Annotated in this window: 13 protein-coding genes and 4 pseudogenes; 10 read left to right on the top strand and 7 right to left on the bottom strand. The window is 57.8% G+C overall.

What is annotated here, in order from left to right; translation table 11 throughout:
- The 4 genes from GGQ85_RS19635 to GGQ85_RS19620 all read left to right on the top strand — a co-directional run.
- The coding region (locus GGQ85_RS19635; protein ID WP_309775934.1) for a hypothetical protein at positions 1–249 on the top strand (249 nt) is incomplete at its 5' end.
- Positions 250–924: 675 nt separating this feature from the next.
- A complete protein-coding gene (locus GGQ85_RS19630) occupies positions 925–2,643 on the top strand; it encodes a PHP domain-containing protein (protein WP_309775933.1) in 1,719 nt (572 codons plus the stop codon).
- Entirely contained in the window at positions 2,640–3,125 is a 486-nt protein-coding gene (locus tag GGQ85_RS19625) for an NUDIX hydrolase (protein WP_309775932.1), read from the top strand. The genes GGQ85_RS19630 and GGQ85_RS19625 overlap by 4 nt, the downstream gene beginning before the upstream one ends.
- 43 nt (positions 3,126–3,168) lie before the next feature.
- A complete protein-coding gene (locus tag GGQ85_RS19620; RefSeq protein ID WP_309775931.1) occupies positions 3,169–3,666 on the top strand; it encodes a DUF421 domain-containing protein in 498 nt (165 codons plus the stop codon).
- Positions 3,667–3,668: 2 nt separating this feature from the next.
- Here the strand turns inward: GGQ85_RS19620 and ligD are convergent.
- Both ligD and GGQ85_RS19610 read right to left on the bottom strand, forming a co-directional pair.
- Positions 3,669–4,615: pseudogene (gene ligD / locus GGQ85_RS19615) on the bottom strand (non-homologous end-joining DNA ligase).
- 50 nt (positions 4,616–4,665) lie between these two features.
- On the bottom strand, positions 4,666–4,953 hold the full coding sequence (locus GGQ85_RS19610) for a hypothetical protein (RefSeq protein ID WP_374708932.1): 288 nt from the start codon (positions 4,951–4,953) through the stop codon (positions 4,666–4,668).
- 349 nt (positions 4,954–5,302) lie between these two features.
- Between GGQ85_RS19610 and GGQ85_RS19605 the strand changes: the two genes are divergently transcribed.
- A complete protein-coding gene (locus tag GGQ85_RS19605) occupies positions 5,303–5,941 on the top strand; it encodes a cysteine hydrolase family protein (RefSeq protein ID WP_309775930.1) in 639 nt (212 codons plus the stop codon).
- A gap of 95 nt (positions 5,942–6,036) precedes the next feature.
- Positions 6,037–6,252: a hypothetical protein gene (locus GGQ85_RS19600; protein WP_309775929.1), complete on the top strand. Its 216-nt coding sequence runs from the start codon at positions 6,037–6,039 to the stop codon at positions 6,250–6,252.
- A gap of 1,248 nt (positions 6,253–7,500) precedes the next feature.
- Here the strand turns inward: GGQ85_RS19600 and GGQ85_RS19595 are convergent.
- On the bottom strand, positions 7,501–7,644 hold the full coding sequence (locus GGQ85_RS19595; RefSeq protein ID WP_309775928.1) for a hypothetical protein: 144 nt from the start codon (positions 7,642–7,644) through the stop codon (positions 7,501–7,503).
- Between the two features lie 285 nt (positions 7,645–7,929).
- On the opposite strand from GGQ85_RS19595, the pseudogene GGQ85_RS19590 reads away from it, so the two are divergent.
- Positions 7,930–8,372, top strand: a pseudogene (locus GGQ85_RS19590) (PRC-barrel domain-containing protein).
- A gap of 213 nt (positions 8,373–8,585) precedes the next feature.
- Here GGQ85_RS19590 and GGQ85_RS19585 read toward each other — a convergent pair.
- The 3 genes and pseudogenes from GGQ85_RS19585 to GGQ85_RS19575 all read right to left on the bottom strand — a co-directional run bounded on the left by GGQ85_RS19585 (position 8,586) and on the right by GGQ85_RS19575 (position 9,846).
- Positions 8,586–8,723 (bottom strand): hypothetical protein, encoded by a 138-nt coding sequence (locus GGQ85_RS19585; RefSeq protein ID WP_309775927.1) that lies wholly within the window; start codon positions 8,721–8,723, stop codon positions 8,586–8,588.
- Between the two features lie 74 nt (positions 8,724–8,797).
- Positions 8,798–9,289: a YciE/YciF ferroxidase family protein gene (locus tag GGQ85_RS19580; RefSeq protein WP_309775926.1), complete on the bottom strand. Its 492-nt coding sequence runs from the start codon at positions 9,287–9,289 to the stop codon at positions 8,798–8,800.
- Between the two features lie 64 nt (positions 9,290–9,353).
- Positions 9,354–9,846, bottom strand: a pseudogene (locus GGQ85_RS19575) (ferritin-like domain-containing protein).
- 192 nt (positions 9,847–10,038) lie between these two features.
- Here GGQ85_RS19575 and GGQ85_RS19570 point away from each other — a divergent pair.
- Both GGQ85_RS19570 and GGQ85_RS19565 read left to right on the top strand, forming a co-directional pair.
- Complete coding sequence (locus GGQ85_RS19570) at positions 10,039–11,436, top strand: cytochrome B6 (protein WP_309775925.1); 1,398 nt, start codon at positions 10,039–10,041, stop codon at positions 11,434–11,436.
- A gap of 23 nt (positions 11,437–11,459) precedes the next feature.
- Positions 11,460–12,053 (top strand): DUF4142 domain-containing protein, encoded by a 594-nt coding sequence (locus tag GGQ85_RS19565; protein WP_309775924.1) that lies wholly within the window; start codon positions 11,460–11,462, stop codon positions 12,051–12,053.
- A gap of 203 nt (positions 12,054–12,256) precedes the next feature.
- On the opposite strand, the gene GGQ85_RS19560 is transcribed toward GGQ85_RS19565, so the two are convergent.
- Entirely contained in the window at positions 12,257–13,090 is an 834-nt protein-coding gene (locus GGQ85_RS19560) for a YihY/virulence factor BrkB family protein (protein ID WP_309775923.1), read from the bottom strand.
- 309 nt (positions 13,091–13,399) lie between these two features.
- Here GGQ85_RS19560 and GGQ85_RS19555 point away from each other — a divergent pair.
- Positions 13,400–13,555: pseudogene (locus tag GGQ85_RS19555) on the top strand (IS21 family transposase); the annotation flags it as partial.

Raw genomic sequence — 13,555 nt, 5'->3', positions numbered from 1 at the left:
AACGCCGAACCGAAGCCCTTCACATGGACTGCCGATCCCAACAAAATTATCCGAGCCGTCAGACGCGGGCACCAAGTGTTAGATTCCATCCACTACGTGGTGCACAATCCCGATTCGAATGAGTGCACCATCGAGGAACAGGAGCCTACCGATAAGACGATCATCGTCGACGTCTTCAAGACGCGGACCGATGCCGAGGAGGCCGTTGAGCTATTGGAAATATGCGCGCCGGACCCGGACGACGATTGATCCGGTCGCATTTGGCGATTCGAGACCAGCGGTAATGTCAAGCGGCTGCAAACGTTCGTTTCGGATCTTCCGTTACTTAGTGACCTCGCTCCGCCTCCAGACGATTATTGAGGGCATCCTGGTCACGAAGAGAAGGTTTGTTTCCAGGTGCTCTGCCTCCGCCAGCCCATTTGGACAAAAGCTTCTCCGGCGCGTTTCGGCCGCGCTGAATTGCCCTTCGTGGCAAATTCTTTCTCTGTGGCCGTTTCTCTCCAAACCTGTCATTCGGCATGCAAAATCAAATTTGCGAGCCGATTGACAATGGTTGTTGGAAAGCGAACCCCCTCAGGTGAATCGTTCCTGCGGCTGGACGCGCGGGTCCGGCTCGGCGTATCGCGTATTCGGGGCTGGACTTAGAGATCCGACAACAGCAGCGTGACGGTGATCAGCAGAAACACGATGGCAGGCCTCGAACTGGGTCAGTTCGATTTGGGCCTCCACTTGAACGGCTAACAGCTTCAGATGCGTCTCAAGAAGGCGCTCAGTGTTGGATTGCGGCAGCATCACCGCATAGGGGTGCGCCAGCGTTTTTTCGGCGACGTCCTCCTCCGCCTCGGTCAGGCGCCGGGCGCGGCAGTCGAAGTGATCTGAACACCCGGGAACCGCTTGTCTGCCTGTCCGTTTGATCTGACAGCCATGCCCGGAAATAACTCACAGACCGTAGCCAATCTTCTCCGCGAGTATGCGCACAGAAGCGCGCTGCGTGGTGCCAATCCCTACGGCACCCGGGCCTATCTCCGCGCAGCAGACAGTCTCACCGCGCTCTCTCAGCCGCTTGCTCGCATCATTGCAGCGGGAACGCTCACCGACATCCGTGGCATCGGCAAGTCCATTGCCGACATCGTGACAAAGCTCCATGCGACCGGCTCGCACCCGAGCCTTGAAAAATTGCGCAAAGAAGTGCCCGCGGGAGTGCTTGAGCTCTTCGCCGTTCCAGGCCTTCGACCTGACAAGATAATGAAGCTTTACCAGACGCTGGGCGTAAGCTCGCTCGCCGAGCTCGAAGCTGCTGCAAAACAAGACCGTATCCGCCCGGTCAAAGGGCTTGGCGCTTCACTGCAGACCAAAATCCTTCAAAACCTTGCCATCACGTGCAGCGGGGAGACCCAGTTGCATCTTCACAAGGCCGCGTCTCTCCTCGAACATGCCCTTGCGGCCGTAAAGCGTGACCATCCTGAATACTTGCGCGTCGAGATCGCCGGGGATTTTCGCAGAGGCTGCGAACTCGTTTCCAACCTTGCGCTCGTGGCGCAGGGAAAGAGCGCCGTACCAGAAGAGGAAAGTTCCGGCTTCAGGATTATCGTCAGCGACAAGAAGCATTTTGGCGCGAGGCTTTTGAATGCGACCGGCTCCGCTGCGCATATCGAGCGGCTGGGCGAACTTGCAAGCAAAGAGGGATTCGAGCTCAAATCTGACGGGCTTTATCGCGGCACAAAGCTGGTCGCGTCCGCGAGCGAAGCGGATATCTACGAGGCGCTGGGCCTTCAGTTTATCGAGCCAGAACTTCGCGAAGGGCGAGATGAGATCAACCGGGCAGCGAAGCACAAGCTGCCTGAGCTCGTTCAGGATTCGAACCTGCGAGGCATTCTGCATTGTCACACCACATCATCAGACGGCACCGAAACGCTTGAGACGATGGCCGAGACCACGCGAAAGCGTGGCTTCGGTTATTTTGGCGTCGCGGATCACTCGGAGTCCGCGCACTATGCAGGTGGGCTATCGTTGGATGAGATCGCTGCGCAGCACGAGGAAGCGGACCGCCTCAATAAACGCTATGGCAATCAGTTCCGCATCCTAAAAGGCATTGAAGCGGATATTCTCGCGGATGGTTCGCTCGATTATCCGGACAGCATTCTTGAAAAATTCGACTTCGTTGTGGCGAGCGTGCATAGCCGCTTCAAAATGACGAAGAAGGAGCAGACGGATAGAATAATCCGTGCGGTCCAAAATCCTCACACGACGATTATAGGGCATATGACCGGCCGCCAGCTCCAGCGCCGCCCTGGATACGAGATCGACGTCGAGAAGATATTGAGAGCCTGCACGAAGTATGGCGTCGCCGTCGAAATCAACGCGCATCCCTGGCGGCTCGATCTTGACTGGCGATGGCACGAGAAGGCCTTAGAGCTCGGCTGCATCTTCAGCATCAATCCCGACGCGCATTCTATTCCTGAGCTTGACCATATGCACTGGGGCGTGGAGATGGCGCGAAAAGGAGGAGTGCCCGCTGATCGCGTCCTGAACGCGATGACGCTTCCAAAGCTAATCGCGCATCTTTCGAAACGCAAACGTGGGCTGGCGCGCAGGCGAACGGGCCGTCATGCGCCGGCGCAGGAAGCACCTGTGCGGCAATGAACGCCCGCGCCGCCTCTTCAAGAAAGATCAGTGCCGGCATTCTTTTATTCAGGCGCAAAGGAAAACGTATTGAAGTGCTGCTCGGGCATCCGGGCGGGCCTTTCTGGAAAAAGAAAGATCATGGCGCATGGACCATTCCAAAGGGTCTGGTTGCGTCAAACGAAGACCTCCTCGACGCCGCACGGCGGGAGTTCGAAGAGGAGACAGGCCACCGAGGGGGTGATGATCATATCCCTCTTGGCAAGGCCCAACAGCCTGGGGGCAAAACGGTGCATGTATGGGCGGCCGAGGGTGAGTGGAATCCAGATGAGCTCAAAAGCAATCTCTTCGAAATGGAATGGCCGCTACGTTCGGGCGAGCTGCAGAGCTTTCCTGAGCTCGACCGCGCCGCTTGGTTTAGCATCGACGAAGCTCTTTTGCGCATTCTGAAGGGCCAAGCGGTATTTCTCGATCGACTGAAGGACGCCGTAAGTCTCGACTGAACTCCGATCCCACGCGCTGAAGATATTCTGAGAGGGCCGTCACATGGGTTTATCGGTTGACTGGAATTCCGTCTTTATTCCGGCAATAGGGCTCGCGGAAGTGATCGTTCGCGCCAGCCTTATGTATCTCGGGCTGTTTATCATCCTGCGCGTCATGGCGCGGCGTCAGGCGGGTCATTTCGGACCTGCTGATCTTCTTGTCATCGTCCTGATCGCGGATGCGGCGCAGAACGGCCTTGGAAAGGATTATGGTTCGGTCACGGAAGGCCTCACGCTTGTCCTCACGATCGTCGCCTGGGAATATCTGCTCGACTGGTTATCCTGGCGTTTTCCGCGGACGCGGCCATACCTTAGTCCTCCGAGCCTAACCCTTATTCGCGACGGACGCCTGATTTCCCAAAATCTGCGAAAAGAGATGATTACGGAGGATGAGCTGAAAGCGCAGCTCCGAGAACACGAAGTCGAAGACTACGCGGATATCAGGCTGGCGACGCTTGAAGGGGACGGGCGGCTCAGCGTTCTGAAGCGGAAAATGAAATGACGTCAGCTGTGCGGTCGCTCCCGCTCGCGTACAACGTCGATCGCCTGCTTATCGTCCCGAAGGCCGAGATAAACGGGATGGCGCATTTCGCCGGAGCTGGTCCACTCGGTGAATTTTACCTCCGCTACAAGCTGCGGCTTGACCCACGTCGTGACGGCTTCATCTTTTACTTTTTTGCCGAAGGGCGACTTCGCGGTCTTCAACTTGATGAGCTTCCCGTGCAGATCTTTAAGCGTGTCATGACCAAAACCTGTTCCGACATGGCCGATATAGCGCCAGTTGTCGCCGTCCCGAAGCGCGAGCGTCAGCGCGCCGAAGAACGGCCTCGTTTTTCTCGGAGCCGTGAAGCCTGCGATAACAACCTCCTGACGTTTCGAGGTCTTGATCTTGAGCCAGTTGTCCGTCCGTGCGCCCGACTGATATTTGCTGTCAGCGCGCTTCGCCATGATGCCTTCGAGGCCTTTGCGCTCCGCTTCTTCAAAAACCTCGTCCCAAATGTCTTTCGGTCGCGGCTGAAGCCGATCAGCTTGTGTTTTGGCAGAATGGATTTGAGGCGCTTCTTTCGTTCGGTCAGCGGTAATCCGCGCAGGTCGTCACCATCCTGAAACATGAGGTCGAATGCAAAGTAGCGCAGCTTAGCCTCCCGCCGGAGGGCATTTTGCAAGAGCTGGAAATGTGAGACGCCCTCGTCGTCAAGAGCCACGAGTTCGCCGTCGATGACGGCGTCGCCTTTCACGCCTTCCAGCGCTTTGGCGACTTCAATGTAGCTATGGCTGATGATTTTGCCGTTGCGGCTGTAGAGCGCAACCTTGCCGGGTGCAATCTTGGCAACCATCCGGAAGCCGTCGTACTTATCTTCGAAGATCCAGCCTTTGTCGTCGAACGGACCGTCCGTCAGCGTTGCGAGCATCGGCTGCAGTTGCTTTGGCAGGATCGAAACGCGGGCCAAGCGGCACTCCTTTTTAGGATGTTGCGGGAAGCTGACCGAGCAGCTTCGAGCTATTTGCGCGCCTTCGTCTTTTTCGCTTTCTTCGGCGTCCGCATCTTAGTCGCGGTCTTGGCCTTCGCGGCGCTGGCTTTGACGGGCTTGCGGTCGCCGCGGTCACCCTGTCCCGCCTTGGCGGGTGTTTTGGCTTTGCGCTGGCGATCCTGTGAGAGAGACCGGCTCACATCGTCACTTTCTTCGATGCGGCCCTCCGCATCGCGCCGGATGTAGCGTTTGTCACCCCGCGGTGCGATCAATTCACGCCTGGTAGCCTTGGCCCGGCCTTTTGTTGTTTTCTTCAAGTTCGCCTCCCTTAGGTTGTTTGAACATATCCAATACGGTGGAAAGCCTGGCGGTTCCTTCAGCCGCGGCGCGCCGCCAGCTTCGCTGTCAACCGGGCTCTAGCGCATCCTGCCGGTCATGTGCCCGAGTCTTCATCTCGGCTCGAGGTAACGATCCATCGCGCACAAGCCGGGCTGCGCCCCTCGGCCGTCAAGGGCAGGCTCGCTTGAGCTCGGTGCGTTTCGCACCTTTGACCGCCTTTCCCCGCTCATTGCCGCCGGGCTAGCAGGGTTGCAGCCGCAACCCTTCTCAAAAAACAGGAGCCAACCTGAAAGGACTCCGTTGGAGCTGGCTTTCAGGGATTGAGCCATGTCTAAAAGCGAACAGCTCCGCTACGGAGCGCCCGGCGAGAACGCCGTCCACATCTGCGTCGACATGCAAAGAATGTTCGCAGAAAGCACCGAATGGAAAACGCCTTGGCTGCCGCGCGTGCGGCCCAATGTCGTTGCCATCGCGTCCGCTCATCCTGAGAGAACCATTTTTACGCGCTTCATCCCGGCCGCAAAACCGGGCCACGGCGTCGGGATGTGGCGGCGTTACTACGAGCGCTGGGGATCGATGACCATCGACCAGCTCGGGCCGGAAATGATCGGGCTTGTCCCAGAACTCGCGGAATTCGTTCCACCAGCCCGAATTTTTGACAAGCATGTTTACTCGCCGTGGACCGGGACCGACCTGCACCAGCAGTTGCGCGGGGCGGGAGTTGACACCATCATTATCACCGGGGGCGAGACCGATGTCTGCGTGCTCGCGACCATGCTGGGCGCGATCGACTGGGGCTTCCGCGCCATCCTCGTGACGGATGCGCTTTGCAGCTCCGCCGACGAAACCCATGACGCGATGATGGATGTCTATATGAACCGCTTTGGAGAGCAGGTCGAATGCGTCACGACCGAGACCGTTCTGAACAGCTGGCCCGGCCGCGCTCGGGCGGGGTTGTTATCATGAGCGCCTCCCATCTCGTGCAGATTCTTCTGCCTAAGGAGACCGGAAGCGGCGAGCCGATTTCGCAGTAGTGGTTTGAAAAACTTCTAAAAGAACTGATGCGCAAGTTCGGTGGCGTGACGAGTTTCCTCCGGGCTCCTGGTCAGGGACTGTGGCGAGACGGCAGCGCGACCGAGCGCGACAATATCGCGGTGGTCGAGGTGATGACGGAGCGTCTTGCTACTGAATTCTGGCGCGCTTTGCGGAAAAGGCTTGAAGCCGAGCTGCGCCAAGAGGAAATCATCATTCGCGCTCAGCAAATCGTTCAGCTTTGATGACTTGTGTTGCGGCGTCCCCTCCGATGAAGAAGTGCTGGGGATTCATTGATCTTGCTTACGACGTTCTGTGCGCGTCCATCAGCGCTGCGCTCGTGACCGCCAGCGGACGAGAAAAGCGACACTTCCCGTAGTCGCTGAAGGCCACAGTGGAGTTAGCGCCACGAGGCGAACGAAGAGCAGGTATCGCTCACCTTGCTCATTGCGCGCAATTTAGAAGCCAAAAGCCCGTCTAAGCCGCTTCGCGCATGGGAGCCATGAAGTCGTGCGCCCGAGCTTGTGCTATAGACGAGTAGCGCCTCTAAGTCGCCAGTCTCGCCTCGGTTATTTCCTCGGTGTTGGTTCGGGCCGTCGATGCGCTCCTCGGTGGCTGCGGGCCTGCCATAAGTATAGTACCTTTATGCCGCGTCGGGGCACGTCGTCATACTGCTGTTATTCATCACTCCGGGGCGACGGATAGGTCCGAGCCTCCGCAGCAGCGGCCAAAAAGTAATCCATAGATTAGGAACGCTGGCCCGCCGATCCCATTGCCCAGGCGATGGCGATAGTGCCGTCGGTAGCGCAAGACAGGAATATGAGATGGCTCAACAGAACCAGAATCAGGGCGGACAAGGCAAACAAAGCGGGCAGGGCAGCGATGAGAACGCCCGCTCGCGCTCACGCCTTCCTCTCACGGAAAGGAGCAGCGAACCTGTTCCGATTTTATGAGTGGGGTCAAGGAGAAGAGCATCGGGCGAACCATCGTAGCGCTGCAGCCCATCCTGAAGCGGCCGCCATCGCCATCGGCGGGCGGCGCACCATCATGAAAGCGGCCGACTACGACCGGGGAAGGAGCGTTCCTCGACTGCCCACGATCACAGCGGAAGGGACACAGCACAGCGTAAGCGTCAAGTAGAGCTTCCAACACATTGCGTCAGATGAATATGCGCCCTCGATCGAGGCTTAGAGTCAAAAATCCGCGAAAGGCTATCAGAGGGGTCACCGCTTGCGCGTGCGGGCTCAGCCTCCGCTCGCAAAATAGAGGATGAACACGACGGCGAAGGCCAGAGGCGGTCCTGAAGCGATGTAGTCTGCTTGAAACGACGCCGTGTCTGCAGGGGCGGCGGGAAGTAAGCGCCGACGTGCCCGCGGCTGCGCGCCGCGCTTTCCGGTAGGCTATTTCGGCGGGTGGAGCCCGGGAGAGTTGACCCACGCCTCGATGTTCGCGGCGCACTCCGCCTGCCGGATCTTCTTGAGGAGGTCGTACCGTTAAGCGCCGAAATACACGATGTAGATGATCACGAATGCGGCTATCACGAGCGTGGTCCCGGCCACCAGCACGTTGCGCACCGTGGGGCCGCGCTCGGCTCCCCGGGCTTCCCTCGCGGTCTCGACGATGCGCCCGTCTTCCATCTTTCCATCGCTCTTCTCCTAGGTGTTCACCTTCGAGCTCGCACGGACCGGAGCGCACAGCCCCGCATGCCCCTAGCGAAGGTATCCGCGGGACCGTGCCGGCCGCGGTGGAAGAAGCCGCAGCCTGTCGTATAAGCCGGTTCATGCCGGCGCGTTCCTAAGCCGCGCTCCGAAAGGGCGACGTCTGCAGCCGGACGACGCGCGCCGGCGCTATGTGCAGCGGACTTGGAACGGCGGGCTGACTTGCGGGTTGGGTTCCGCATGCCACCCAAAAGGAGATCTCTTATGGTCGATAACAACCCGCCGCCCGCTCCCGACAGCGCTCGTTCTTCCGGCACCCTGGTGTCGAGCGACAAGTACAACGGGAAGGCCGTGTACGGCGCCGAGGACAAGAAAAGGTGGGCGCGATCGAATGCGTCATGGTCGACAAGTCCACCGGCGAGCCGGCCTATGCCGTGCTGAGCATCGGCGGAATCCTCGGCATGGGCGCCGACCATTACCCGGTTCCCTGGAGGCTGCTCAGGCACGACTCCAAGCTCGACGGCTACCGCAGCGACATCAGCGGCAACCGGCTGAAGGGCTATCCGAAGAGCGCGTTCGGCAGCTCCGGCTCCGAGCTCTTCGACTGGACCGCGAAGCGCGCGGAGCTCGATTCCTATTACGACAACGTCGATACCGTAACGACGAAAGAAGGCGCGGAGAATCCTATGACGCGAAGCAGCGGCTGACGGATCGAGGCACGAGCCCCGGGCGCGTGCAGAATCGGGCGCCTCGTGTCCCGGAAAATTTGAGCAGGTGATGAAAATAGGCGCGCAATGCAAAGGCCCCGACGGGGCCTTTGTCATAAGAAAGCGGCCCCGGAGCCCCGCCGCTTCTGCCGCTCTTCAGGTTCGAAAAAGGCGGCACATCTCAAGCCGAGAGCTGGCCCGGCGTTCCCCGATTTACGCTTTCCAAAACAGCGTGTAGCTCCCGCGCGCCAGCACGAAGGCGACGAACGCCTCGACGATCAACTGCACGATGCTCGAGACCACGTTGGGGTCGACCGGCGCGCCGGTCATGGCGCTCGTGGCGAGCGCCATGATATTTCGCTCGGGCTAAGCCCGAGGTTCGCTAACAGCTCCCTGCCATCCTTTTTAAATGACGTCGGCTGATTTTAAGTCTGTCCTTCAGCATTTACGACGGTGTCGGCAATCTTTGTTAAGGTGTCATCGGTTTTCTTCTCTTCCGCAAGCGTCTGATCAAGCAACTTGGCAGCGTCTTTCATCCCCAGTTTGATAGCCCAGCTTTTCAACGTGCCATAACGGGAAATTTCATAGTGCTCGACCGCCTGAGCTGCCGCCAAAAGACCTGCATCTTGAGCCGGCTCGCCCTCATACTCCTCCATAATTTCTTTGCCTTCGTCCAAGATGCCCTCGATCGCATCGCATTTTTTGCCGCGCGCGGGTTTGCCGAGAAGCTCAAACACCTGTTCAAGGCGCTCGATCTGTCCTTCGGTTTCATCGTGGTGCTTTTCAAACGCAGCTCGCAGCTTGTCAGATGCTGCAGCTTTGGCCATTTTTGGCAAAGACTTATAGATTTGCTTTTCAGCGTAATAGACGTCTTTCAATGTATCGAGAAACAGCGCGTTCAAGTCTTTCGTAGGCATCGTGGTCTTCCTTAGAATCTAAGGGCAGAAGGCAGGCGACTGGATTGCGGCCATGCTTGAGATGTCAGGATCCTTGCCGACTTAGATATTTGCGCGTCAAGTCCGGCAAGCTAGCTTCCAGATCGGACGCCATTGAGAGTTCTTCCTTCAAGATTCGTTCACACGTAGATTTCGTCTGTGCGTCGCCAACGGCCTCAGCCGCCGCAATGAGAACCCGATAGGCCGCAATCTCCATATGCTCGAATGTGTAGCTCGCCATGGCGCCTTTGACGATTTCATCGTCGACAAACATGCCGCTCATGCCTTGCCCGAAAGCGATGATCTTGCCTGCCATGTCCTTCAAAGTAGACGTGTCGCCGCCGCGGCGTTTGATGCATTCCTCCAGCGCTTCAGCCTGTCTCTGCGTCTCCCCTAGGTGCCGTTCGATGCGCGTCTTAACTTCCGGATAATCGCCGGTTCGCCCGGCTAATGCCTCCAACATAGTCACGGCTTGTTCTTCCATAGCATGTGCGTTGCGAAGGCCACGCCATTAGGTCTTCCTCGGCTTTGGCGGTCATTGTCTGGTCCTCTTCGCAAGCCCTAGAGGGCTTACAGTAATAGGAATAGGAGAAGGAGAGGGGAACAATTGTCACCCAGCGACCTCCAATTCGCGACTAGCTCTAACGTTCCTATTGAGATGGATCACATGCAACTAACTCCTCTCTCATCTGTTGGAACGGTTGACGCGTTCGTAAGAAGGAAAACGGTCAATGTCGCTGAGAGCTGGAACTGGATTGATATCGACCGCACTGCTCGCCGTCCTGGCTTTCCCCGCTGTCGCAGATCCGCTTCCGCCCGATACAACCTATCGGCCTCTGCCGACGCTTCCGTTCTCCGCCGTCAAGCAAAACGATGAGGCCCAGAAGCCGGCCGTGAAGGAGCGCCAGCGCGCTTTGCTGGAGCAGCGGTACGATCTTGCTGATGGGCCCCTCTCTGGCGTCATGATGTCGGGCGGCCGCAAGCCGGTTCAGGGAGGCGTACGGGTTAAGCTGACCAGTGGCGAAACGTGGGATAGCCTTGCTGCGAAAGAGCCGCACGAGATCAGGGATCGCGACTTATTGCCAAAAGGATTCGTGCCGCTGCCGCATGTTAAGCAGGCGACCGGCGGTCAGGTCTTTCCTGAGAACGAGATTCGCAAGATCGCTAACGACGAGCAACGTGATCTTCGACGCTTCGATGTGGAGTTCGATCTGCCCGACCATCTCACTCCAGAGTTTCCACCACCGATCTATCTTACGACGCACCCAGAATTGGGCGACGTCTCACGCGGCGATCTTTTGACTATCAAGAATTTCTACGAGTACCTGAACGGCATCATCACCCCAGTCCAGATGGAAGGTCTTAGGCTCCTCCTTACGCCGTTTCCGCAAGAAGAATTTAATCAAACTGAAGATCGCAAGGTGGCGCAACCAAGCCTTGGCGTTGCATGCCTTGATTGTCACTCGAACTTCCATACCAACGCGGCTTTTCATTTGACGCCAGACGTACGTCCTCAGGCTGAACGATTCCGTCTCGATACTACGAGTTTGCGCGGCCTGTTCAACCAACAGATCCACGGCTCAAAGCGGTCGCTCCGTTCCGTGGAGGATTTTACTGAGTTCGAGCAGCGCACCGCCTATTTCAACGGCGATCACGTCAGCGCTACCCGCAAAGGTGTGCATCTGCCGGACCGCCCAAATCAAGTTGCGATGATGGCGCAGATGCAAAACATCATCGATTTTCCGCCGGCGCCTAAACTCGATCCGTTTGGAAGGCTAGACCCCAAGAAGGCCACCGAACAGGAACTGCGAGGCGAGCAAGTGTTTATGGGGAAGGGACGGTGTGCCGAATGCCACATTCCCACGATGTCCTTCACGGACAACAACATGCACGACCTTCAGCTCGAACGCTTCTATAAAGTGGGCCAAACGTCGAACGATATGGTGGCCATTCCGGACGGGCCAATCAAAACTTTCACCCTGCGCGGCATCAAGGACTCTCCGCCCTATCTTCATGATGGCCGTCTTCCCACGCTTGCTGACACGGTGGAGTTCTTCAACCTGGTTCTGGGTACCAAACTGAATCAGCAAGACAAAGATGCGCTTGTGGCTTACCTCCTCACCCTTTGAGGATCGCAAATCAGGAGGAGACTATGCGAAAAGTGTTGATCGCCACGGCGTTGGTCCTTCTGCCCTGGCCCGCCTGCGCCCAGATTGGCAATTCGGCAGGATGGTCCCCAAATACCCAAACCGAAAAAGCAGGTGTGCCCTCACCCAATCAAAGCAATTATCGGGACCAGCTGTTCGCCCAGATTGCTGCAGTGGGAGGTCTTGCTGAGGTAGATCTCGGCAAGCTTGTCGCAAGTAAAGCGGTAGATCCCGGGGTGAAGCGGTTCGCAGAGCGTATGGTGGACGAGCATGAGAAGGCCAACGTTAAGCTCAAATCGATTGCGCAAAAGAGCAACATCGCGTTGCCGACAAACATCGATGCTGAACACGGTAAAGCTCGAGCCGATTTAAATAAGCTTAATGGCCACCAATTTGATCGCGCTTATCTCGCGTACCAAACGGTCGAACATCAGAAGACCGCGCAGCTTTTGGCCTGGGAGATTGGGCAGGGTGAAGATGCCGACCTGCAACGGTTTGCAGCGGAAACTCTGCCGACCGTTCTTGAACATCTACGGGCGGCGCGCGATCTCGCGGCCCAGATTCCTGTAGATGTTTCGCAGTCGAACCAAAAGAGGTAGGTTTTCCCGTAGCTAAATGCGGATGCGATTTGCTGCGACAAGAATTTGTGCAGAAGCATTTTTGTGAGGCGTCCGATCAGTCGGTCACGCGGCCGGGAGCTTTTCAAGGGGGTCACTGCAATCCGGCGAAATCCTGGAGCGATCGATAGGCGAAGTCTAGTTCACGAGAAGCGGTGGGGGGCCTGCATTCGGAAACACGGGCCTCATACTTCCGTTGCAGAGCCATTCTGCTTGGCATAACTGTGAGTAACTTCGGCGCCCATCAAGATGATCTGCGACGTGTAGTAGACCCAGATCAGGACGGCCACTATCGATGCGGCTGCCCCGTACGTTGATTCCAGTCCCTGCTTGCCGATGTAGAAACCAATCCCCGCCTTGCCGATTTCAAAAAAACCTGCGGTGAGAAACGCTCCCGGCCAAACATCGCGCCAGCCTACGGAGACGTCGGGCAGCCACTTGAACATCATCGCGAATAATACCATTGCGACCACGAATGACACCAGCATTGTAACGATGTGCAGCAAGCCTTCCGGCAGATACGCAGAGGCGTGCTTGCCTGCCGCAGCCAAGCCTGCGCTGACCAGGAGCGAAACCAGCAGCAAGAATCCTAGGCTCAAAACGGCCGCAAATGACAGCACGTAATTGCGGGCGAAGTGCCAGAGTCCGGATCCCTTTGACTGCTCGACTTCCCAGACCACGTTGAGAGCGTCTTTCAGTTGCACCACCACGCCAATAGCCGCAAAGAGAAGCGCTCCTATACCCAGGATGCTAGCCACGATCCCTGCCGCAGGTCGGTTAGCGCCTGCCAACATCGCTTCAACTGCTTTCGCTCCGTTGTCACCGAGCATATCCTTGATCGACGACATAACCTGCGCAGTGGCAACATCGTGGCCGAAGAGAAGGCCAGCCACGGCGACGGCGATTACGATTATTGGGCCCAGTGAAAAAATCGAATAATAGGCGAGGGCGGCTCCTTGCCGTGCATCCTTGTGGCTGGACCAATCGCTCGCAGCCTGCTTCATCACCGTCCACCACATGTCTGGTCACTTCCTCCATCGCCCATGGTCGCAATGCCTCGGGCGATGACAAGTTCCTCGACTAGACTCGGGGTCTGGGAGAATGGGATAGAAAAAAGACAGCGCGCGATGGGGCTTTTAAAGACAGGCTCGCTACTGGTGCATCCCCGGCGGGGCGACCGCGCTCGAGGAGGAGAAGTGCATTGCAAGGACTTCTATGCGTGTGCGTGGCGGTGACAAAGGAGGCCACGGAGCGCCGGCGTGATGTCGGTGCGGGCGGAGTAAAAACCGTCCAGTGGCTAGGTTGATCCCTTTGGGGGTTGGCCGGGAATGTTTGCCGTGGAAGTCTACGCCGCCGTCCGGCATTTCGTCTTTGTCGAGGGCAACAGCGGTCGTGAGGCGGCCCGGGTATTCGGGCTGAGCCGCGAGACGGTCTTGAAGATGTGCCGCTTCTCGCTGCCGCCTGGCTACACGCGCACGAAGCCT

Origin of the sequence: Nitrobacter vulgaris (assembly GCF_031453995.1) — a bacterium.
GTDB classification, from domain to species: Bacteria; Pseudomonadota; Alphaproteobacteria; order Rhizobiales; family Xanthobacteraceae; genus Nitrobacter; species Nitrobacter vulgaris.
The sequence above is the reverse complement of the archived record's forward strand: the minus strand, read 5'-3'. Positions and strand labels throughout refer to the sequence as shown.